At 52.7% G+C, this 21,414-nt stretch carries 20 protein-coding genes; 19 read left to right on the forward strand and 1 reads right to left on the reverse strand.

Annotated elements, in window-relative coordinates:
* The first annotated feature begins 110 nt into the window (after window positions 1-110).
* Complete coding sequence (locus R70331_RS13825; protein ID WP_042182656.1) at window positions 111-1,160, forward strand: SepM family pheromone-processing serine protease; 1,050 nt, start codon at window positions 111-113, stop codon at window positions 1,158-1,160.
* On the opposite strand, the gene R70331_RS13830 is transcribed toward R70331_RS13825, so the two are convergent.
* Window positions 1,138-2,376, reverse strand: coding sequence for a tRNA(Met) cytidine acetate ligase (locus R70331_RS13830; RefSeq protein WP_042176390.1), 1,239 nt, complete (start codon window positions 2,374-2,376; stop codon window positions 1,138-1,140). The two genes, R70331_RS13825 and R70331_RS13830, sit on opposite strands and share 23 nt — an antisense overlap.
* 150 nt (window positions 2,377-2,526) lie before the next feature.
* On the opposite strand from R70331_RS13830, the gene R70331_RS13835 reads away from it, so the two are divergent.
* From R70331_RS13835 to R70331_RS13915, 18 genes are all read left to right on the forward strand, one after another.
* The gene (locus R70331_RS13835; RefSeq protein ID WP_042176393.1) at window positions 2,527-3,048 is read left to right on the forward strand and encodes a YceD family protein; all 522 of its coding nucleotides are present in this window, start codon (window positions 2,527-2,529) and stop codon (window positions 3,046-3,048) included.
* A gap of 53 nt (window positions 3,049-3,101) precedes the next feature.
* Window positions 3,102-3,275: a 50S ribosomal protein L32 gene (gene rpmF / locus R70331_RS31095; RefSeq protein WP_026263995.1), complete on the forward strand. Its 174-nt coding sequence runs from the start codon at window positions 3,102-3,104 to the stop codon at window positions 3,273-3,275.
* A 475-nt stretch (window positions 3,276-3,750) separates the two neighbouring features.
* Entirely contained in the window at window positions 3,751-4,347 is a 597-nt protein-coding gene (gene fapR / locus R70331_RS13840; protein ID WP_042176396.1) for a transcription factor FapR, read from the forward strand.
* Window positions 4,331-5,320: a phosphate acyltransferase PlsX gene (gene plsX, locus R70331_RS13845; RefSeq protein WP_042176398.1), complete on the forward strand. Its 990-nt coding sequence runs from the start codon at window positions 4,331-4,333 to the stop codon at window positions 5,318-5,320. The genes fapR and plsX overlap by 17 nt, the downstream gene beginning before the upstream one ends.
* Window positions 5,321-5,328: 8 nt before the next feature.
* Window positions 5,329-6,318, forward strand: a complete 990-nt coding sequence (locus tag R70331_RS13850) for a beta-ketoacyl-ACP synthase III (protein ID WP_042182658.1) — start codon at window positions 5,329-5,331, stop codon at window positions 6,316-6,318.
* A 69-nt stretch (window positions 6,319-6,387) separates the two neighbouring features.
* Complete coding sequence (fabD, locus tag R70331_RS13855) at window positions 6,388-7,311, forward strand: ACP S-malonyltransferase (protein WP_042176401.1); 924 nt, start codon at window positions 6,388-6,390, stop codon at window positions 7,309-7,311.
* Between the two features lie 45 nt (window positions 7,312-7,356).
* On the forward strand, window positions 7,357-8,106 hold the full coding sequence (fabG, locus tag R70331_RS13860; RefSeq protein ID WP_042176404.1) for a 3-oxoacyl-[acyl-carrier-protein] reductase: 750 nt from the start codon (window positions 7,357-7,359) through the stop codon (window positions 8,104-8,106).
* A 122-nt stretch (window positions 8,107-8,228) separates the two neighbouring features.
* A complete protein-coding gene (locus tag R70331_RS13865; RefSeq protein WP_019911228.1) occupies window positions 8,229-8,462 on the forward strand; it encodes an acyl carrier protein in 234 nt (77 codons plus the stop codon).
* A 211-nt stretch (window positions 8,463-8,673) separates the two neighbouring features.
* On the forward strand, window positions 8,674-9,912 hold the full coding sequence (gene fabF / locus R70331_RS13870) for a beta-ketoacyl-ACP synthase II (protein ID WP_081947615.1): 1,239 nt from the start codon (window positions 8,674-8,676) through the stop codon (window positions 9,910-9,912).
* A gap of 15 nt (window positions 9,913-9,927) precedes the next feature.
* Window positions 9,928-10,632, forward strand: coding sequence for a ribonuclease III (gene rnc / locus R70331_RS13875; protein WP_042176408.1), 705 nt, complete (start codon window positions 9,928-9,930; stop codon window positions 10,630-10,632).
* Window positions 10,633-10,856: 224 nt separating this feature from the next.
* Entirely contained in the window at window positions 10,857-14,426 is a 3,570-nt protein-coding gene (gene smc, locus R70331_RS13880; protein ID WP_042176411.1) for a chromosome segregation protein SMC, read from the forward strand.
* 77 nt (window positions 14,427-14,503) lie between these two features.
* Window positions 14,504-15,508 carry a signal recognition particle-docking protein FtsY gene (gene ftsY, locus R70331_RS13885; protein WP_042176413.1) on the forward strand — a complete coding sequence of 335 codons (1,005 nt, stop codon included), beginning with the start codon at window positions 14,504-14,506 and terminating at the stop codon, window positions 15,506-15,508.
* Between the two features lie 418 nt (window positions 15,509-15,926).
* Complete coding sequence (locus R70331_RS13890; RefSeq protein ID WP_042176415.1) at window positions 15,927-17,390, forward strand: circularly permuted type 2 ATP-grasp protein; 1,464 nt, start codon at window positions 15,927-15,929, stop codon at window positions 17,388-17,390.
* Between the two features lie 71 nt (window positions 17,391-17,461).
* A complete protein-coding gene (locus R70331_RS13895) occupies window positions 17,462-18,415 on the forward strand; it encodes an alpha-E domain-containing protein (protein WP_042176416.1) in 954 nt (317 codons plus the stop codon).
* Window positions 18,412-19,278: a transglutaminase family protein gene (locus R70331_RS13900; protein WP_042176418.1), complete on the forward strand. Its 867-nt coding sequence runs from the start codon at window positions 18,412-18,414 to the stop codon at window positions 19,276-19,278. Before R70331_RS13895 ends, R70331_RS13900 begins: the two co-directional genes overlap by 4 nt.
* A 385-nt stretch (window positions 19,279-19,663) precedes the next feature.
* Window positions 19,664-20,473 (forward strand): SDR family oxidoreductase, encoded by an 810-nt coding sequence (locus R70331_RS13905; RefSeq protein ID WP_042176420.1) that lies wholly within the window; start codon window positions 19,664-19,666, stop codon window positions 20,471-20,473.
* A 157-nt stretch (window positions 20,474-20,630) separates the two neighbouring features.
* Entirely contained in the window at window positions 20,631-20,975 is a 345-nt protein-coding gene (locus tag R70331_RS13910) for a DUF1801 domain-containing protein (protein ID WP_042182660.1), read from the forward strand.
* A 23-nt stretch (window positions 20,976-20,998) separates the two neighbouring features.
* The gene (locus R70331_RS13915; RefSeq protein WP_042176422.1) at window positions 20,999-21,391 is read left to right on the forward strand and encodes a DnaJ family domain-containing protein; all 393 of its coding nucleotides are present in this window, start codon (window positions 20,999-21,001) and stop codon (window positions 21,389-21,391) included.
* Window positions 21,392-21,414 lie beyond the last annotated feature (23 nt).

Below are 21,414 nucleotides of genomic sequence, written 5' to 3' on the forward strand. Positions count from 1 at the left end.
TGTTATCAATTTATGCACAGCAGACAATCATCATGCCACAGCAGGAGAAGGCGCAGCAGTGGGCAGGCTGCCTGATCCGTTATAGAGCCCCAAGAAAGAAGGGAATCGCATTGAGGCAACAGAAACGCCGGGTAGGATTCCGCACAATCGCCTACCTGTTTACTTTTGTGGTCATACTCTATGTTACTGTTTTTATGAATACGCCTTATATTGTGTACCAGCCTGGCAGAGCCTCTGAGGTCGCGCCGATGATCAAGGTGGAGAACGCCGACAAGGATGAAAAAGGCACCTTCATGATGACAACTGTATCAGCCAGCTATGCTAACGTGGCCCTGCTGATTGCTTCTATTTTTAATTCGAACAGTGAGGTTGTCCTGAAGGAGACACGGCTGGGTGATAAAACAGAGCAGGAATATGCGGCCGAGCAGGTCTACTACATGAACAGCTCACAGTCGTTCGCAGTTCAGGCTGCTTATCATGCGGCAGATATCCCTTATGAGGACGTTGTGGATTATCTGTATGTGTTCTCTGTTCCTGATACAAGCAATCCGGGACAGTTCCGTCCGGGAGACCGGATTATTACGGTTGAGGGACAGCATATCCCCGATCCGCAGGCTTTGTCGGCGCTGCTGTCTTCCAGAAAGATCGGCGACCGTGTAGAGGCTGTGCTTCAGCGCGGAGGCAAGGAGATCAAGGAAGAAGTCACACTGGTTGAGGTGAAAAATGCAGATACCGGTGCGGTTAAGCCGGGGTTCGGGGTTGTCATAGGGGCGGTCCAGAAGGTGGAGCCCAAGGTTGCCGGCAAAGCAGTCAGCTTTACTGACACGGATGTCGGCGGACCGTCAGCCGGGCTGATGTTTACGATGGAGATCTATAACCAGCTGACTCCGGGGGACCTGACTGCAGGCCACCGGATAGCCGGTACGGGTACCATTACTGCAGATGGAACCGTTGGTGCGATTGGCGGAGTGAAACATAAAATTGTCGCTGCAGACCGCGAGGGGGCAGAAGTATTTTTTGTTCCTGTCAAAAATTATGACGAAGCCAAAGCGAAGGCAGACCAGATAGGCACCGCCATGAAGCTGGTGCCTGTGTCAACGCTGGATGAGGCGCTGGAGTATATGGAGAAGCTGCCGGCTACAGCATCACCGGCGGCATGAGATAGTCTGCATAGAGATCCTTGTTCTGCGGGGCTGTGAAGGCGCCGGCATATGCGGCAGCGGCCCGTAGATCACGCTCAAGTCCGGGATGGCTGAACTGTGCCGGGGAGAGTACCACAGGCCATGCAGCAGTCTGCTTCATCTGCTTAAGCAGTCTGCGTCCGCTCTCACGGAAGCCGAGCACCCGGATGTAACCGGGTCCTTGGGCTAACGCAGAGGGGGCCAGCTCTGCTTTGCTGTGATTCAGTAAGGTGTGCACAAGCAGGCGCTGCAGACGGGTCTGCGTGTAGCGCTTGCTTTTTAGTGCTCCCAGGAGTCCGCCGACAGTGAACTGTTCCAGCTGCGGAAGCACCTTGAGCAGCCGGTTCTCCAGCCCTTCATTCATATCCTGGAGCAACCGCAGCTCGTCCGGTGTCCGGGTAACAAGGACGTGACGCAGCTGGCTGCGGAAGTCCTCCAGACTTACCGGACCCCTGCCTGCCGCATGCTCCCGTTCCAGAATGGATATGCTATATTCCGGCATGTATGCCGCCGGAGAGCCGCCCTCCTGCAGCAGCCGGCGGATTGCCGTCGCGCTGGCAATGGACGACCCGCGCTGCAGCGGGTCGTGGAACCCCGCGCCGGTGCGCGGCACGGTGAGGGGCCTGATCGCGCTGCCGAGCCGGCGCAGCGCGATCAGGTAGTGCAGGCCGAGGCTGTTGTTGGGCTGCCGCAGCAGCGCCTCGGCCTTTAGGGGACTCCCAGGCCCGCCGGGAGTCCCGGACCAGACGGCCGCCGCAGCAGCGCTGAAGGCGGCCGGGAAGCTCGCTCCGAGCGCCAGGCGGCGGCGGAGCTCATCCTGCAGCTCGCTGCTCTCATCGGCCAGGAACTCCGCCAGTCCGAGCAGCCCGCCAAGACTGCCAGCCTCGGAGCCGAAGCACAGGCTGTCCGCTACTCCGGTTGCTTCCAGCAGGGAAACCGCTCCGAAGGCGAACCATTCCGCCGGCTGCAGCGCATAGCCGGCCGGCAGCTCAAGCACGAGATCAGCGCCCATATGCAGCGCCATCTCCGTGCGGGCCTGCTTGCTCACCGCCGCCGGCTCGCCGCGCTGGGTGAACGGACCGCTCATTACGACGATGCAGGTGTCCGCACCGGACAATCTTTTGGCCTCATTAAAATGATGGACATGGCCGTTATGCAAAGGATTATATTCAGCGATTATGCCGACTGTAGTCACTGCTCGTGTCACTCCAAATCGTATTTGATATATTGGGCTAATAGTTATATCATAAGTTGTCCCGGTTATCGAAACAATATAAAGGAATAATGGTTGACAAACTTCGGTAATTCTAGGTATAATAATTTTTGTTTGTTTGGAGTGATGAATATGAAGATTCACTTTCGCAAATTGGCAAATGCCGACGAGCCACTGCTTATCCATGAAACACTGGATATCAGCGAGCTTGTCAAAGGGCGGAAGGATATACTTTCTGTTGCACCGCTTACAGTGAACCTTAAAGCGCTGCCCGCGGGAACCGATAGTGTGAACGTGGTGGGAACATTGGAAGGGAATGTGGACATGTTATGTGCACGTTGCCTCAGCGAGGTTAACAGCAAATTGAACATTCCTTTTGCTGAGACTTTCAAATGGCTTAAGCAGCCGCTTCTTCCTGAAGACGAAGATGACGAACTCATCTACGCCCCGGACGAGATTGTGGATCTTGTTCCTTATGCGGAAGAAAACTTCGTACTGCACTTACCGGATTCGGTATTGTGCAAGGCAGACTGTCTTGGTCTTTGTCAGACATGTGGACAAAATTTGAACGAAGGCACCTGCAGTTGCGACAACACAGTAGTCGATCCCCGGCTAGCTGCGTTGAAAGGATTCTTTACCAAGCAAGATGATTAAGAACAAATCCCGGGTTACACCGGGTCAACAACAAATTCCGGAGGTTGATAATCATGGCAGTACCACAACGCAGAACGTCTAAGACCCGCCGCGACAAACGTCGCACTCACTTCAAATTGGCAGTACCAGGTATGGTGAAATGTGAACAATGCGGAGAGCTGAAACTGGCTCACCACGTATGCAAAGTTTGCGGAACTTACAAAGCTAGAGAAATCATCAAACAATAGTTTGTGATAAGAGATAGCACTTCATCTTAGGGTGGGGTGCTATTTTTTTTGTGGCCAAAACTGCAGGCGCCTTCTAAACCGTTAAGGCCGAATTAACATTCGTACCTGCTTTAAGTGAAATTTCCTGTGTGAACCGGATTAGTGTAAATTAGACTATACTTAGATTGAAAGAAGCAGACACTACCTGAGCGTACAAGCTTTGTTGACGTAACTTTCATGTCAATGCTTTATTTTTGACGGCTGATGCTTTATACTACATATTAGTACCTGGTTCTAAAATGAAATTTTAACCATAAAAGTTATGATGACAGCGGCCTTCCGCGGCCGGATGCTTTGATCAGATATAAGAATACTACAGGCATATTGCCAAATCTCATCCTTATATTAACCGTTGGAGCGGTAACCCGGCTATTATGCAGGGCTCAGCCGTTTCACACCCGGAGCATATGCCAGGAGGTGAGCCGCCATAGAGCGGATGTCCAAGAAAGAGCGTCAGCAGAAGCTGCTTCAGATTATAGACGGCAACCCTTTTGTGACCGACCGGGAGCTGACCCGGCAGCTTAAGGTGAGCATCCAGACCATCCGGCTGGACAGGCTGGAGCTGGGGATCCCTGAGCTCCGTGAACGGATGAAGCAGATGGCGGAGCATTCCTACGATCAGGTCCGCTCATTGCCGCCTGATGAAATCATTGGTGACATTGTCGATCTGCAGCTGGATAAGAGCGGTATTTCCATATTTGAAATCCGTGAGGAGCATGTCTTCTCCCGGAACGGAATCGCACGCGGCCATTATGTGTTTGCCCAGGCCAATTCGCTGGCGGTTGCCGTTATCAATGACGAGATTGCCCTGACGGCGTCTGCTGATATCCGCTTTGTGCGGATGGTGCGGCTCGGAGAGAAATGTATTGCCAAAGCGCAGGTGCGTTCGCTTGCCGGCCGGGGCGGAAAGGCCGAAGTGGACGTGTTTACTTATGTCGGGGAAGAATTAGTGTTCCAGGGACATTTCGTAGTGTACCGCTCTGCAGTTGAAGAATACGGCGAAGGGGGAAACCGCAATGCTGATCGCCATTGATGCGATGGGCGGAGATAATGCACCTGAATGTAATGTGGAAGGTGCATTAGCTGCGGCCGCAGAATGGAGCGATACCCAGCTGGTGCTGGTCGGCGATGAAGCCAGACTCGCACCGCTGCTAAAGAATAAGCCGTCTAACCTGACGGTGCGTCATGCCGGAGAGGTTATCAGCTCCGATGAGGAGCCTGTGAAGGCGGTCCGCCGCAAAAAGGATTCATCGATGGTTGTGGCCGGACGGATGGTACGTGAAGGCGAAGCCGATGCCATGATTTCTTCGGGAAATACGGGAGCCCTGATGACTACCGGGCTGCTGGTTGTGGGAAGAATGAACGGTATTGAACGTCCCGCGCTCGCCCCGATGATTCCGACCCTGGATGATGTCGGTGTGCTGGCTCTGGACCTCGGAGCGAACATGGATGCGAAGCCGCAGCATCTGGCGCAGTACGCGCTGATGGGCAGCATCTACCGCAGCAAGGTGCACGGGATTGCGAAGCCCCGGGTGGGTCTTTTGAATGTCGGAACAGAACCCGGTAAAGGCAATGAGCTGACCAAGGAAGCATATCCGCTGCTGGAAGCACAGCCTGGCATTCATTTTGTCGGCAATGTGGAAGCACGCGATGTACTCACAGGAGCCTGTGATGTTCTCGTCTGCGACGGCTTTGCCGGAAATATTCTGCTTAAGACGCTGGAGGGAACGGCAGGCGCAATGTTCTCTCTGCTTAAGGAGCAGTTCAGCAAGTCCCTAAAAACCAAGCTCGGCGCAGCAATCCTGATGCCTGAGCTGAGAAGCCTCAAGGGTAAAATGGATTATAAAGAGCATGGCGGCGCGCCGCTGCTGGGCCTCAGCGGCCTGGTAGTAAAGGGCCACGGCTCATCGGACGGCAATGCGGTCAAGAATGCGGTCAGACAGGCGCGGATCGCGCTGCAGGCAGGGCTTGTGCCCGGCATATCCAAGGAAATTAGCGGGAAGTGAGTGACGATATGAATCAGATGCGTTCGGTAGGGGTTATCGGTACAGGGAAATATGTGCCTGAGAAAATATTGACTAACAGCGATCTTGAAAAGATCGTAGAAACCAATGATGAATGGATTGTCAGCCGTACAGGTATCCGTGAGCGGCATATTGCGGCACCGCATGAGGCGACTTCGGATCTGGCCTATGAGGCTGCACTGAAGGCGCTGGCATCCGCTGGGATGAAGGCAGAGGATCTTGACCTCATTATTGTTGCCACTATAACACCTGACACCTCGTTCCCTTCCACTGCCTGCATCCTGCAGGATAAGCTGGGAGCAAAAGGTGCAGCGGCGTTTGACTTGTCGGCTGCATGCTCGGGTTTTGTCTACAGTCTGGCAACAGCAACAAGCTTCATCAAGACAGGAATGTATAATAATGCGCTCGTTATCGGGGCGGATACGCTTTCCCGCATCACCGACTACACAGACCGTAATACCTGTGTGTTGTTCGGCGACGGGGCTGGCGCCGTAATAATAGGTGAGGTTCCGGAAGGACGCGGATTTCAGTCGTTTGACCTGGGCGCAGAAGGGGCGGGCGGCAGCCTGCTGAAGCTGGAAGCAGGCGGCTCGCGCCTGCCGGCCTCTAACCAGACGATTGAAGACAAGAAGCACTTTATTTACATGAACGGCCGTGAGGTATTCAAATTTGCAGTGCGCGTGATGGGTACAGCTACAGAACGCGTGCTCACCAAAGCAGGACTAACTAAGGAAAATATTGATCTGTTTGTACCGCATCAGGCGAACATCCGGATCATTCAGTCAGCAATGCAGCGTCTTGATCTGCCCGAAGAAAAATGCGTGATTAATGTAGACCGTTACGCTAATACTTCCGCAGCTTCCATTCCGCTTGCGCTGGTGGAAGCGGCAGAGGAAGGCCGGATGAAGGAAGGCGACACGGTACTTATGGTCGGCTTCGGCGGCGGACTTACCTGGGGCGCTTCCGTATTGATCTGGTAAACGAATAATGAATCCTGTGTATCAGCCGGCTGACCCGCTTATACACAGGTACTTGAAGGAGTTTCTACAATGGGTAAAATTGCATTTGTCTTTCCCGGACAGGGTGCGCAGGCTGTCGGGATGGGTAAGGATATTTATGACGCACTGCCGCAGAGCCGTGCGGTGTTTGAACAAGGTAACAAGGCACTCGGATTTGACCTGAGCCAGCTTGTGTTTGAAGGACCGGACAGTGAGCTTAAGCAGACGGTGAACACCCAGCCTGCACTTCTAACAACAAGTGTTGCCTATCTTGCAGCGCTTAGCGATAGAAACATCAAGCCTGATTTTGTAGCCGGCCATAGTCTGGGTGAGTACAGCGCGCTTGTAGCCGCAGGCGTACTTTCCTATGAGGATGCTGTGCGGCTGGTACGGCTGCGCGGTCGCTTCATGGAAGAAGCGGTGCCGGGCGGACAAGGCGCAATGGCTGCTGTGCTGGGCGCAGAGCGCGGGGCGCTTGCTGAATTGTGCCGCAGTATCTCTGAAGAAGGCAGTATAGTAGAACTTGCTAACGTCAATTGCCCCGGCCAGATTGTAGTCTCCGGCTCACAGACAGGTGTTGCAGCTGTAGTGGAGCGGGTTAAGGAAGCCGGCGGGAAACGGGCAATTCCGCTGGAGGTCAGCGGACCGTTTCATTCGTCTATGATGAAAGCAGCAGCTGATCGCCTGTCCGCAGAGCTTGCACGTGTAACCTTTAATGCTCCGGCTGTGCCGGTGGTTGTTAATGTCACTGCCCAGCCGGTAAGTAATCCGGAAGAAATCCGGGAACTGCTGGTGCAGCAGGTATATTCACCTGTACTCTGGCAGGACAGCGTGGAATGGCTGATTGCAGCTGGTGTAGATACCTTTGTTGAGATTGGCTCTGGCAGCGTACTGGCCGGGCTGATCCGCAAAATCGACAAATCGGTCAAGGTTGTCGGCATTAACAGTCTGGAAAGTGTTCAGGCTGAGCTGTAGCTGCCTGGAAATATTACCGGTCATATGATGGAAAGGGGATATACAATGTTCTCAGCATTAAAAGGCCAGACGGCTCTGGTTACCGGCGGATCGCGCGGAATCGGCCGCAGTATTGCACTTGCTCTCGCAGAGCAGGGCGTTAAGGTAGCCGTTAACTATTCCGGCAGTGAAGCTGCAGCCCAGGAGACAGTTGCGCGTATTGCCGAGCTGGGCTCTGAGGGCATTGCCCTCAAGGGGAATGTCGGCAGCAGTGAGCAGGCAGAGAACCTCGTCAAGGAGGTAATCAACACCTGGGGCAGAATCGACATTCTGGTTAACAATGCCGGTATTACACGGGATAATCTGATTATGCGCATGAAGGAAGAAGAGTTCGATCAGGTCATTGAGACAAATCTCAAGGGCGTGTTCAACTGCCTGAAGGCTGTTACCCGCCCTATGATGAAGCAGCGCTACGGCCGGATCATCAATATTTCTTCTGTGGTGGGTGTAACAGGTAATCCGGGTCAGATCAACTATACCGCCGCCAAGGCGGGGGTAATCGGGATGACCAAATCAGCGGCACGGGAGCTAGCTTCCCGAGGAATTACGGTGAACTGTATTGCACCGGGTTTCATTGATACTGACATGACCCGTGAGCTGTCCGATGAAGTCCGCAGCGAGCTGGTGAAGGGGATTCCCCTTGCCCAGCTCGGTCGGCCGGAGGACATTGCTAACACGGCTGTATTTTTGGTCTCGCAAGGGGCAGCTTATATGACAGGCCAGACACTTCACGTGGACGGCGGCATGTACATGTAAGGCTAAAGCAAGCTTTAAACAGCTATGGAGGGAACGGGAAGAGGCAGCCGGAAAGCGTTTTTTATGCTCTATGGTATTTTGACTTCATATCTCGTATAATACCAAAAGAGGAGGTGAACCGGATGTCCGATGTATTGGAGCGTGTAAAACGCATTGTCATCGACCGCTTAGGTGCCGATGAAGCAGAGGTAACATTAGAAGCGTCTTTCAAAGATGATTTGGGTGCTGATTCTCTTGATGTAGTAGAATTGGTTATGGAATTGGAAGATGAATTCGATATGGAAATCTCTGATGAAGATGCAGAGAAGATTACGACCGTGGGTGAAGTTGTGAAGTACATACAATCTCATACCTAGAGTCATATGATTGAGGGTCCCGTCCCCAGGGGGCGGGACTTCTCCTCATTTTACACGTATACAGCATTACAACAGGCCGTTGGCCGTCTTAATATGGGGAAAATAACAGAACCGCGGGCAGAAAGCCTTGGCGGACTGAAGTTTATATATAGTTCAGAAAGCACAGCTTCATAACAATGAAGTATACAGCTTACAGATGGGGTGATTGCGTTTGAGTCATAGAGTGGTTATTACAGGAATGGGCGTAATAACGTCCCTGGGCAAGGATCTGGATACCTTCTGGGAGAGCCTGATGAGCGGCAAATCCGGAGTTTCTACAGTCGATGCCTTTGATGTCAGTGATTACACTACGAAAATTGCAGCTTCGGTTAAGGATTTTGATGCGGAGGAGCGTTTTGGCCGCAAGGAAGCCCGCAAGATGGACCGTTTTGTGCAGTTTGCAGTAGCCGCCGGCGAGGAAGCGCTGAAAGACAGCGGACTTAAGATCGGTGAAGATATTGATGCAGAACGGATCGGCGTATCAGTCGGCTCCGGCATTGGTGGACTGGGAACATGGGAAGACAATCACAACCTGCTGCTCGAAAAGGGTCCAAAGCGCGTGAGCCCGTTCTTCATCCCGATGATGATTGCCAATATGGGCTCCGGCCAGCTGTCGATTAACCTCGGCGCTAAAGGACCTAACACTACTACAGTTACTGCCTGTGCGACAGGAAGCCACTCCATTGGAGAATCCTTCCGTCTGATCCAGCGCGGTGACGCGGATGCAATGATCTGCGGCGGTTCGGAAGCGACAATCCGTCCGACAGGTATGGCCGGCTTCTGCGCGATGAGAGCCATGTCAACGCGTAATGATGAGCCTGAAAAGGCAAGCCGCCCGTTTGATGTTGACCGTGACGGTTTCGTTATGGGTGAAGGAGCCGGTATTCTGATTCTGGAATCACTGGAGCATGCCGAGAAGCGCGGGGCAAAGATCTATGCCGAGGTTATCGGCTACGGCCTGAGTGCGGATGCACATCACATGACTGATCCGGACCCTGACGGCGCAGCACGCTGCATAAAGATGGCGATCCGTGATGCCGGAATTAATCCGGAAGATATTGATTATATCAATGCGCACGGAACCTCCACACCTGCCGGCGACAAGTCGGAAACGACTGCCGTGAAGAAGGCGCTTGGAGACCACGCTTATAAGGTAGCTATCAGCTCGACAAAGTCGATGACCGGCCATTTGCTTGGTGCAGCCGGCGGTGTTGAAGCGATCATCTGCGGGCTTTCCCTGCAGAAGAACAGAATTGCGCCTACAATTAACCTGGACAACCAGGACCCGGAATGTGATCTGGATTATGTTCCGAATGTACCGCGTGATGCCGATCTTAACATTGTTATGTCCAACTCATTCGGATTCGGAGGACATAACGCTACCGTTATTCTCAAAAAATATAAACAGTAAGGGGAGAACAGTGCAGTGAAAGGAGACCTGAAGCAGTTACAGAGCCAACTTCAAATCCAATTTCACGATCCTGTACTTCTGAAGCAGGCCTTTACCCATGCATCTTATGTGAACGAACACCGATTCAACCAGCATCAGGATAATGAGCGTCTGGAATTTCTGGGCGATGCTGTGCTGGAGCTGACGGTTTCTGAATATTTGTACAACCTGCTGCCCGACAGGCCAGAAGGTGAGCTGACCAAGCTGAGAGCAGCAATTGTATGTGAGCCTTCACTGGTCAAGTTTGCCGAAAGTCTCGGCTTCGGGCGGTTTGTATTGCTGGGCAAAGGGGAAGAGCTTACGGGCGGGCGAACCCGCCCGGCCTTGCTGGCTGATGTGTTTGAATCCTTCGTGGGAGCGCTCTATCTTGATCAGGGGCTGGAGACTGTACGCCGCTTCCTGGATAATCACGTATTTCCGCTGGTGGAGACGGACGGCAAGCTGCAAATGCAGATGAGCGATTTCAAGACTGAGCTTCAGGAGCTGATCCAGCACCACGGATTAGGTACATTGGAATACCGGATTATTGAAGAGCGGGGACCGGCGCATGAGCGCGAATTTGTGTCTGAGGTCTATATGTCCAGCCAATCACTTGGCAGAGGTAACGGCCGTTCCAAGAAGGAAGCGGAACAGCAGGCTGCAGCAGCAGCACTTTTGCGGCTCAAGGAAGATGGCGCTTGAATACAGCAATTGTAAATGTACAAGCTAAGGCTACCCGAGGCAATTAGCGGAGGAGAGCAGCAATGGTCTGAATGCCGGCGTTAAGGCGGAGGTCAGACTTTTGCTGCTCTTTTTCGTCTCAGGGTCCCCGCAAAGTACCTGATTCATCATCGATGGAGAGAGCCACTTTGTGGGGTTATTTCGAGAACGCTATGTTATAATAGTTCAGAGGTGATAGGCGAGTTATGTTTTTGAAACGGATCGAATTGGCTGGCTTTAAATCTTTTGCCGACAAAACAGAAATGGAATTTGTGCGCGGCATTACGGCTGTAGTAGGGCCGAACGGCAGCGGCAAAAGTAATATTTCTGACGGTATCCGCTGGGTGCTTGGTGAACAGAGCGCCAAGTCGCTGCGCGGCGGCAAGATGGAGGATATTATCTTCGCGGGCAGTGATGCGCGGAAAGCAGTTAACTATGGCGAGGTTTCGCTTACTCTGGATAATGAAGATCATGTACTGCCGCTGGATTTCAGCGAAGTAACTGTAACCCGGAGGGTACACCGCAGCGGAGACAGTGAATATCTGATCAACAAGCAATCCTGCCGGCTGAAGGACATCACAGAGCTGTTCATGGATACCGGTATCGGCCGTGAGGCTTACTCCATTATCGGGCAGGGACGGATTGAGGAAATTTTAAGCACCCGTTCCGAGGACCGGAGGGGGATATTTGAAGAAGCATCCGGTATTGTTAAATATAAATCGCGCAAAAAGGAAGCCGGACGCAAGCTGGACGATACGGAGCAGAACTTGCTGCGCATCCACGATCTGCTCAGCGAGCTGGAGGATCAGATTGGTCCGCTGAAGGAGCAGTCTGAGAAGGCGATCCGGTATAAAGAGCTGCGTGAGCAGCTGAAGCAGCTGGAAATTTCGGTCTACGTTCATCAGATCGAAGGGATTCATACCGCATGGAAGGAAGGCAATGCACGTCTTGAGGTGCTGGGCAAGGAACAGCTGGAGCTATCGACCGTTGTATCCGCCCATGATGCCAAGCTTGAAAGCGGACGTGCTGAGCTGCGGTCACTGGAAGAGCAGGTAGAGAAGCTGCAGGAGCAGCTGCTCCGCTACAGTGAGGCGTATGAGAAGAATGAGGGCTATGGTGAGGTCCTGAAGGAACGCAAAAAAAACCTTGAAGCCAACCGGGAGCAGCTGCTGGCTAATCTTGGGTCTGTTGGTGAACGCTCTGCAGACCGGCAGCGGGAGCTGGCTGAGCTGGAGCTGAAGTTGGAGAAGGCCCGTCAGGCGCTTGAGGATTTACGCAGTCAGCTTTCCGCTGAAGAGACCCGGCTGGAGGGCGTTGCCGTCGGTATCAGCCAGAGCAAGGAAGAGCAGCTGAAGAGCGCTTTGCTTGAGCTGATGAATCTGATGGCCCAGGCCAGGAATGAGATCCGTTATGCGGACCAGCAGAAGGAGAGTCTGGAGCGGCGGATGAGCCGCAGCGCTGAAGAAAGCGGCAAATGGACTGCCCGGCTGGAGGAGCTGTCCGTTTCGCAGAAGACGCTTAAGGACCGGATTAGCGCACTCGGCAAAGAGATCGGGAATCTGCGGAACAGCTATATTACCGAGAGTGAGCAGACAAACAAACGGCATAAGCTGATTGAAGAGACGCAGTCAGGACTCCGTAAATGGGAGCAGAAGCGCGAAGCGCAGGTGTCCAGGCATGAGACGATGAAGGAGATGCAGGATGACTTCGACGGCTTTATGCTCGGAGTCAAGGAAGTGCTCAAGGGAGCCCGTAAAGGACAGCTAAACGGTGTGCACGGTGCGGTCGCTGAGCTGATTTCTGTGCCTGAGCGCCTGGAAATGGCTGTGGAAACAGCACTTGGCGCTTCGCTTCAGCACGTGGTTATGGACAATGAAGCAGTCTCCCGTCAGGCGATAGCCTTTCTGAAGCAGCGCCAATTAGGCCGGGCGACTTTTCTGCCGCTGGATGTTATCCGCCCGCGCCAGATAACCGGAAGTGACCGCAGCATGGTAGAGGGTGCTGAAGGATTTGTTGGTATCGGCTCTGAGCTGGTGAGCTTTGAAGACAAATACAGCAGTATTATAGGCAGTCTGCTGGGTAATGTGGTCATTGCCGAGAATCTGGAGCAGGCTAATAAGATTGCGGCCAGATGCCAGTACCGCTACAGGGTTGTGACGCTTGAAGGTGATGTTGTAAACGCCGGGGGTTCAATGACCGGGGGGAGCCAGCATAAAAAAAATAACAGTCTGCTGAGCCGCAAGCGGCAGCTGGACCAGCTGTTCAGCGAGATTGAAGAAAGTGAGCGCCAGATCGCCAAGCTGAAGCAGGGCATCGGCCGGCTCAGGGATGAACAGGAGAATGCCTCGCGTAAGCTGGAGCAGCTGCGTCACGACGGAGACGAGAAACGGCTGGAAGAGCAGCGCGTAGCCGGCGACCTGAAACAGCTGGAGCAGGAGCTGCGCCATGTGCAGGAGCAGGTAGAAGGTGCCGGTGCAGAGCGCAGCGGCTTCGAGGCAGAGGTCAAGGGGCTGGAGGAAAGCCGGGTACAGGCGGTAACTGAGCTTGCCCGCCTGGAGCAGGAGGAAAAGGCTGCCCATGAGGCGATCCGAAATGCCGAGTCTGAGCGTAAAGCGAGCGAATCCGCCAAGGAAGAGCTTCAGGGCAAACTGACCGGTATGAAGGTGTCAGAAGGCAAGCTGGACCAGGAGATTTTCTCACTGGAAGAACAGCTGCGCCGGATGCGCCAGGATGCCGGATCTCAGGATAAAGAGCTGAAGCAGAGCCGCGGCCTTCTTATGACGATTGAGCAGGATCTGGAAGAGAATGTCCGTGAAGCGGTGAAGCAGCAGGAGAACCTGAACAGCTACCGGCTGAAGCGGGACGAAAGTGCGGCAGCGCTTGATCTTGCCCGTGCAGACCGTGCAGCCCTGACCCGCAAGCTGGAGCTGGCTGAAGGCGAGACCAAAGATCAGCGGCAGGCACTCCGGGCTGTGGAGGACAAGCTCCGCACGACCGAGGTGTCAGTCGGCCGGCTTGATGTGGAGCTGGACAACATACTGCGCAAGCTGAGTGAGGATTATGAGCTGAGTTATGAGCTGGCTAAGCAGCGTTACCCGGTTCCCGAGGATGTTCCGGCAGCCCAGATGGAAGTACAGCGGCTGAAGCGCAGTATTTCTGCCCTCGGAGAAGTCAGCCTGGGAGCTATTGAGGAGTATCAGCGTGTGCATGAACGTTATACCTTCCTCAGCAGCCAGAAGGATGATCTGGTAGAGGCTAAGACAACGTTGTATCATGTGATACATGAAATGGAAGAGGAAATGTCCAAACGCTTCAAACAGACCTTTGATGCCATCCGCCGGGAATTCGGAACGGTGTTCTCGAAGCTGTTCGGCGGCGGCCGGGCCGATCTGCAGCTGCTCAACCCGGAGAATATGCTGGAGACCGGCATTGATATCGTAGCCCAGCCGCCCGGTAAAAAGCTGCAGAACCTGCAGCTCCTCTCCGGCGGTGAACGCGCGCTGACGGCGATGGCTCTCCTGTTTGCCATTCTGCAGGTTAAGCCGGTTCCGTTCTGCGTGCTGGATGAGGTCGAGGCGGCGCTGGATGAAGCCAACGTCGTCCGCTTCGCCCAGTACCTGCGTGAGTTCTCGGAGCAGACCCAGTTCATCGTCGTAACCCACCGCAAGGGCACAATGGAGGAAGCAGATGTGCTCTACGGCGTCACAATGGAGGAGGGCGGCGTATCCAAGCTCGTCTCCGTGAAGCTGGAGGATGAAGAAGCGATTATTGCATAGTTAATTGAAAACAACAAAGGGAAAAGTGACGGCTGGAAATTCTGTCAAGGCTAATCCCGTAATTGAGGGGGACCACAATGAGCTTTTTTAAGAAACTGAAGGACAGTATTTCCGGTAAAACAGAAAGTGTAACAAAAAGCTTCCGCGACGGGCTGGAGAAAACACGCAAGGGCTTCGTCGAGAAGGTCTCCGACCTGATCATCCGCCGCAAAAAGATTGATGAGGAGTTCTATGAAGAGCTCGAAGAGATTCTGATCGGTGCAGACGTAGGTGTTAACACGGTAATGACACTTGTAGAAGAGCTGCGTGCAGAGGTTAAGCAAAAGCGTATTGAGGATGCCTCGGAGCTGCAGCCGATTCTTTCCCGCAAGCTGATGGAGCTGCTGCGCGGTGATGATGACAACAGCCTTAAGGAAAATCCGGACGGCATCACCGTGATCCTGTTTGTCGGCGTTAACGGTGTCGGCAAAACAACAACGATCGGCAAGCTGGCCCACCGTTACAAGCAAGAGGGCAAAAAAGTTCTCCTGGCAGCAGGCGATACATTCCGCGCTGGAGCCATAGAGCAGCTTGAGGTGTGGGGCCAGCGTGCCGGAGTGGACGTAATCAAGCAGCAGGCGGGCTCTGATCCGGCTGCGGTTATGTTCGATGCCGTGCAGGCTGCCAAGCAGCGGAATGTGGATGTGCTGATCTGTGATACGGCCGGCCGTCTGCAGAACAAATCGAATCTGATGGAAGAGCTGAACAAGATTTTCCGGGTTATCCAGCGTGAGATTCCAAGTGCTCCCCACGAAGTACTGATGGTGCTTGATGCGACAACCGGACAGAATGCGCTCAGCCAGGCTAAGCTGTTTGGTGAAAAAAGCGGAGTCACGGGTCTCGTGCTGACCAAGCTGGACGGCACAGCTAAGGGCGGTATCGTTGTGGCCATCCGCCAGGAAATGAACCTGCCGGTGAAGCTGGTCGGGCTTGGCGAGAAGATGGACGATCTGCAGGCCTTTGACTCCACGCAGTTTGTACATGCCTTGTTTGCCGGCTTGATCAGCGAGGAAGAGGCTGACCCGGACGAAGAGAACGAATAACAAATCTAAGAGAATCGGCTTCACTCTGATAGGATCCGTTTACCGGCAATGGCTGGTGAGCGGGTCTTTTTGTATGAAGAGCAGCAGTCATTTTAACGGTACTTTCAAATCGCACCATATACATAATAATTTCAACACATGAAAAATTCATAATAGTACTGCTTGTCAGCCCTCCCGCATACAATTCATTGTATCCTCAGCATTACAGCACCCGGAAAATACGCTCAGGAGAAAGGAAGCGATTCCAAGAATGCGAAATGGTTCATAAACTCCATTTTGCTGTTATATATATTGACATCAAGATTATCATTTACGTATTATGAGAGTAGAATTAAAGTTTTTCGTGATTAAATCTATAAATTTAAATTAATTTGTAAACAAACTTAACACATTTGAACATCCGAAAGGAGTCGGGCTCATGTCCAAATTAGATCCTTTGCCCGGTATCTCTCCGTATCCGCTGGAGCATTTTTACGACGAAATGTATGCCGATGAACGGAGTATCCGGCCTCATTACAAGCATGTGAGCCGCATGTTTAACGGGATGAGCCCCGAAGAGCTGCAAGCTAAGCAGAAATTGATGCAGCGGCGGATGATGGAAGAAGGAATTACATTTACACTGTACAACCCGGCGCAGGATCAGCCGATGGAACGGACGATTCCCTTCGATATGATCCCCCGGATTATCCCCAAGGGTGAATGGGAGCGGCTTGAGGCTGGAATCATCCAGCGGATTACAGCACTTAATTTATTTATTCACGACATTTATCATGAGCAATACATTGTCAAGGATGGAATTGTACCGCGACGGATGATCATCAGCAACGTGTACTTCCGTCCCGAAATGGCGGGCCTCAGAGTACCCGGAGGGGCTTATGTGACGACTTCGGGCATTGATCTGATCCGCCATCATGACGGCGAGTATTATGTGCTTGAGGATAATCTGCGTACGCCGTCAGGCTTCTCTTACCTTTTTAAAGGCAGATCACTAATGAACCAGTTATTTCCTGAATTGGCCTTCGCCAGCTCCATCCGGGATGTGGATCACAGCCTTAACCGGTTTCTGTCAGTGCTTCGGAGCCTGTCTCCGTCCAGAACCAAAGATCCGGTAATTGCCCTGTTAACGCCGGGTGAATATAATTCAGCTTATTACGAGCATGCTTTTCTGGCCCAGCAGATGGGCATTCATCTGGTTGAAGGGCGCGATCTGGTCGCTCAGGATCACAAGATTTATTTAAAGGAAATGAACAGCCTGCGCAGAGTAGATGTGCTCTACCGCCGCCTGGACGATGATTATATCGATCCGCTGGCGTTTCAGCCGAATTCGCTGCTGGGCGTGGCCGGACTTATGAATGCATACCGGGCAGGCAATATCGCAATCGCCAACGCTCCTGGCACAGGGGTCGCAGATGATAAGGCCATGTACGTCTATGTTCCGGATATGATCCGCTATTACCTGAACGAGGAGCCGATACTGGGCAATGTACCGACGTACTTGCTCTCACGGCCGCAGGAGCGCCAATATGTGCTGGATAACCTCTCTGAAATGGTGGTCAAAGAGACATCACTCTCCGGCGGGTACGGTATGTTGATCGGCAGTGAAGCGACAAAGGATGAGCTGATAGATTTCCGGCTGAAGATTCTGGCTGACCCGGCCCGTTATATTGCCCAGCCGATCATGTCGCTGTCACGGGCGCCTGTCTTATCCGGTGCATCCATGGTACCGCGCCATATCGATTTGCGGGCTTTTGTACTGATGGGTGCGGACCGCAAGCCTCATGTCATCCCCGGCGGCCTGACCCGGGTGGCAATGAAGGAAAATTCACTGGTCGTGAACTCTTCCCAGGGAGGCGGAGTGAAGGATACCTGGGTTATGGCCTGATGCCGGCGGCTTAAGCCGGATAGGAGGAACAAAGTGCAGCATCAAAATGTGGAAGCGGAGGAGTGGTGACGATGCTGAATCGCAACGCGGAAGCTTTGTTTTGGATCGGACGGTACATTGAACGGGCGGAGAATCATGCGCGGCTGATCGATGTCCATTATCATATTCAGCAGGAAGAGGATTTTCAGTCAGAGGGCCATAAGTGGTCTAGGCTAATTGATGCGTTAGGGGTCAGAAATGAGTATCTTAAGCAGTTTGACAGCTTTTGTGAGCAGGATGTGCTGTCTTTCATTACCCTCGACTTAGGCAATGCCAATTCCTTATTCTCCTGTGTGCATCAGGCGCGGAATAATCTGCGTACCTTGCGTCAGCATCTGCCGAGCGAGCTGTGGGATATTGTCAACGGCTTTAATCTCTGGCTCGGTGAGCAGTCAGTAGCGGATATTATGAGCGGCCCGCATCAATTCTATCAACAGATTAAAGAGCGTGCAGCCATGTTCCTGGGTGCAGAGCAGTCAGTGATGCTGCGCGGCAACGAATGGCATTTTATAGAAAGCGGACGGTTTCTGGAGCGTGCCGAGAACACGACGCGGATTCTGCAGGCTGTTACCGTATCATGCAAATCTAAGGAGAACAGTACCATCTATACCCAGCTGCAGGCTGTGCTGAAATCTGTGAGCGGCTATCAGTCTTTCAGACGTTATTATGCGGATGATATGACGCCGGAGTGCATTCTGGAATTTCTGATTGTGAATGCACGGTTCCCGCGTTCGGTTCGTTTCTCCTTCCATAAGCTGGAGGAGCATCTGGCCAGGCTGGAGCTGGATTCCTCCGAGAAGGGCTCAGGACATGAGAAGGTTATCCGTCAGGCCGGCAAGATTAAGGCTGAACTGGATTACATGGAAAAAGAAGAGATGGCCGGTGATCACGTCGATGATGTTCTGGATTCCCTGATGATTTCCTGCCAGCGTTTAGGAAAGACGATGGAAGGCGCCTTTTTTCGCCGCGAAGGAGCCTATGTATGAAGATACAGATCAACCACACGACAACCTATTCCTATCCCGAGCCGGTTACGGACAGTGTCAATGAAATCAGGCTGACTCCGCGCACGAACTACCGGCAGTCCTGCTATCATCACGAGGTGGAGGTTACTCCGGCTGCCAATCTGCTGACCTATGAGGATTTTTTCGGCAACCGGGTACATGCCTATTCGGTGAATAAGCCGCATACAGAGATGGTGATTCATACAAAGGCGACTGTAGTAACGCTGGATAAATCGCAGGGTGCGGACCTTCCGCATATCCCGCTCGAAGATCAGGTTAAGCTGCTGAATGATGAAAAGTTCCAGAACCGGTACATTGAATTCGTTCTGCCGACCCGTTACACGGAGGTTACACCGGAGCTGGTGGAGTTCGCGTCGCTGCATCCTTTTGATGAAGCCGATGATATGTATGCCTGGACGAAAAAGCTGTCTTCGACCATCTATGAACAGTTTACCTATGATCCCGAAGCGACGAGTGTGAATACTACGGTCAAAAAAGCGCTCAAGCTTAAGCGCGGCGTCTGCCAGGACTATGCCCATCTGATGATTGCCGTCTGCCGGAGTGTCGGGTTACCTTCGCGTTACGTCAGCGGATACCATTTTGTCGGTGATCTGCAGGGCGGAAATGCCGATTTCGAACAGGCCTCCCATGCCTGGGTCGAAACGCATATCCCCGGAACGGGCTGGCTCGGCTTCGATCCGACTAATAATGCAGAAGTGAACTGGCGATACATCAAGCTGGGCCACGGCCGGGATTACAAGGATATTGTTCCGGTAAAAGGCGTATACCGCGGCGGAGCCGGAACACTCAGCGTCAAGGTGGATGTCCGTAAGCTGGACAATTGAGCGGAAGAGGATGATCATCTTTTACAGAAGGACATAATAGTAAAAAGTTATTGAGCAGACAGGAAGATAGTGCTGGTGAGTTAATGTACCAAATAAAGCTGCTGTGGAGCGGCTGAAGAAGAAACTGAAGAGCGACTATAGAGCTGCTTTAGAAGCCACTGTAGAGCTGCTAACCTTGTAAGGCCCCACGCTGTGGGGCTTTTATAGTTCATGCAGGCGGAAGGAATGAAAGGAAGGAGGCAATGAGCCGGATTTTAGTGCCTTCCTTAGTAAAGTTGCACAAATCTTGCACATAAATTTGCACAAGGTGATTATAATCGAGGGGCATTTGGGTAATCTTGAAACAGAGTCACGAATATGGATGATGTGGAAGGAGAGTGTACATATGAGCCCCAATATAGCGAAAAAACAACGGTTTATCGGTAAAACGGCGATTATAACAGGTGCGGGCTCGGGAATCGGCCGGGCAGCGGCGATCCAGATGGCGCGGGAAGGCGCCAATGTAGCTCTTTTTGACCTGGTCAATGAACGCACCTCGGTGCTGGAGCAGAAGCTGAACAAGCTGCGCAAGGATTGCGCACTGGCTATTGATGTCGATACCTCTGATGCTGAACGGATGGAGGAGGCGGTGCGCAGAACGATTGAGCATTTTGGAAGCCTCGATATTGTGTTTGCCAATGCGGGCATTAACGGTGTGGTCGGGCCGATCGAAGAGCTGAGCCTCAGTGATTGGGAGCATACGATCAATGTCAATCTGACGGGGACGTTCCTGACACTCAAATATACTATTCCACATCTTAAGGCAAAAGGAAAAGGCAGCATCATTATCACCAGTTCGATTAACGGCAATACCCGGTTTACGAGCTTTGGCTGGTCGCCATACAGCACGACCAAAGCAGGACAGGTCGCATTTGCCAAAATGGCTGCGCTGGAGCTTGCTAAGTTCAAAATTCGCGTAAACGTAATCTGTCCGGGGGCTATCTCCACGAATATTGACGAGTCCACAGAGTTTAATGAGGATGTAGAGGAAATCGTTATCCCGATCGAGTTCCCGGAAGGAGCCCAGCCGCTGGCGGACGGACCGGGTAAGCCTGAGAATGTTGCTGATCTGGTGTCATTCCTTGCTTCAGATGAATCGATTCATATCACCGGGGCGCAAATTGTAATTGACGGTGCAGAGTCGCTGTTAAGTTAATATTGAATCCTAGTTTGTAAAGATAGAAATAACGGCCTTACTCCTGGTTTATAAACGGGGTAGGGCTGTTTGCCGTCTGCAGGTTTTGTAAAGTAAGCAGGTTATGGTAAAATCTGTGCATATACAGCAGCACATTTTAGCAGAAAAAGGTGATTGTGTGAATCAGGAAGTTACAGATTTTATCAACAGTGTCAAGCAGCCGTGGCAAATTGAGATCTGCAATGCACTACGCCAGATGATTCATGACTCGGTTCCGGATGTGCAGGAGCGGATACAATACGGCAAGCCCCATTTTCTCAAAAACGGCAAGTATGCCGCTGTTATCACTACTGCGAAGGGCTGGGTGACCTTTACGATTTTTAATGCGGCCGGACTTGAGGTGCCTGAGGGAGTATTTGAGCCCGGTAAGCCGGAACGGATTACAGCAAAGCTGCTGGAAGGAAAGGCTGTCCGGTACGATCTGTTCGCAGACCTGCTGAAGCAGGCTTCTGCCGGATTATAAGGTTAGCGGAAGGGGAGGATACAATGCTGGCATGGCTCGCGGAGCAACGGATTCAGGAAGCAATGAGAAACGGTGAGTTTGCAGATCTTCCGGGACACGGCAAGCCGCTGGAGCTGGAGGATTTGTCCGGCGTACCGGAGGAGCTGCGGATGTCGTTCAAGATCATGAAGAATGCCGGGGTTGTGCCGGAAGAGCTGACCCTGCGTGCGGAATGCATCACCTTGGAAGAATTACTTGCAGCCTGCCTGAGCAGCGGGAATTCCGATCCTGCCGGGCGGAAGTCGCTTGAGTCCCGGTTAACTGTAAAAAGAATGCGGCTGGAGCAGCTTTTACGGGAACGGGGAATCGGGGGCAGCAGTGCCTTTACTCAGTACGGGGATGAAATCCGCCGGCGGCTGGCGGGCCAAGAGAAATAAGGATAAATCATGCGGAGGTAAGC

This window comes from Paenibacillus sp. FSL R7-0331 (assembly GCF_000758645.1).
Taxonomy (GTDB): Bacteria; Bacillota; Bacilli; order Paenibacillales; family Paenibacillaceae; genus Paenibacillus_AQ; species Paenibacillus_AQ camerounensis.

What these genes read in the sequence shown, in the direction of transcription:
- R70331_RS13890 (WP_042176415.1), top strand. Translation starts at nt 15,927, where the DNA reads ATGTCCAAATTAGATCCTTTGCCCGGTATCTCTCCGTATCCGCTGGAG.
- R70331_RS13850 (WP_042182658.1), top strand. Translation starts at nt 5,329, where the DNA reads ATGAATCAGATGCGTTCGGTAGGGGTTATCGGTACAGGGAAATATGTG.
- plsX (WP_042176398.1), top strand. Translation starts at nt 4,331, where the DNA reads ATGCTGATCGCCATTGATGCGATGGGCGGAGATAATGCACCTGAATGT.
- smc (WP_042176411.1), top strand. Translation starts at nt 10,857, where the DNA reads ATGTTTTTGAAACGGATCGAATTGGCTGGCTTTAAATCTTTTGCCGAC.
- fabD (WP_042176401.1), top strand. Translation starts at nt 6,388, where the DNA reads ATGGGTAAAATTGCATTTGTCTTTCCCGGACAGGGTGCGCAGGCTGTC.
- ftsY (WP_042176413.1), top strand. Translation starts at nt 14,504, where the DNA reads ATGAGCTTTTTTAAGAAACTGAAGGACAGTATTTCCGGTAAAACAGAA.
- rpmF (WP_026263995.1), top strand. Translation starts at nt 3,102, where the DNA reads ATGGCAGTACCACAACGCAGAACGTCTAAGACCCGCCGCGACAAACGT.
- fabG (WP_042176404.1), top strand. Translation starts at nt 7,357, where the DNA reads ATGTTCTCAGCATTAAAAGGCCAGACGGCTCTGGTTACCGGCGGATCG.
- R70331_RS13900 (WP_042176418.1), top strand. Translation starts at nt 18,412, where the DNA reads ATGAAGATACAGATCAACCACACGACAACCTATTCCTATCCCGAGCCG.
- R70331_RS13895 (WP_042176416.1), top strand. Translation starts at nt 17,462, where the DNA reads ATGCTGAATCGCAACGCGGAAGCTTTGTTTTGGATCGGACGGTACATT.
- R70331_RS13865 (WP_019911228.1), top strand. Translation starts at nt 8,229, where the DNA reads ATGTCCGATGTATTGGAGCGTGTAAAACGCATTGTCATCGACCGCTTA.
- R70331_RS13915 (WP_042176422.1), top strand. Translation starts at nt 20,999, where the DNA reads ATGCTGGCATGGCTCGCGGAGCAACGGATTCAGGAAGCAATGAGAAAC.
- R70331_RS13905 (WP_042176420.1), top strand. Translation starts at nt 19,664, where the DNA reads ATGAGCCCCAATATAGCGAAAAAACAACGGTTTATCGGTAAAACGGCG.
- R70331_RS13835 (WP_042176393.1), top strand. Translation starts at nt 2,527, where the DNA reads ATGAAGATTCACTTTCGCAAATTGGCAAATGCCGACGAGCCACTGCTT.
- fapR (WP_042176396.1), top strand. Translation starts at nt 3,751, where the DNA reads ATGTCCAAGAAAGAGCGTCAGCAGAAGCTGCTTCAGATTATAGACGGC.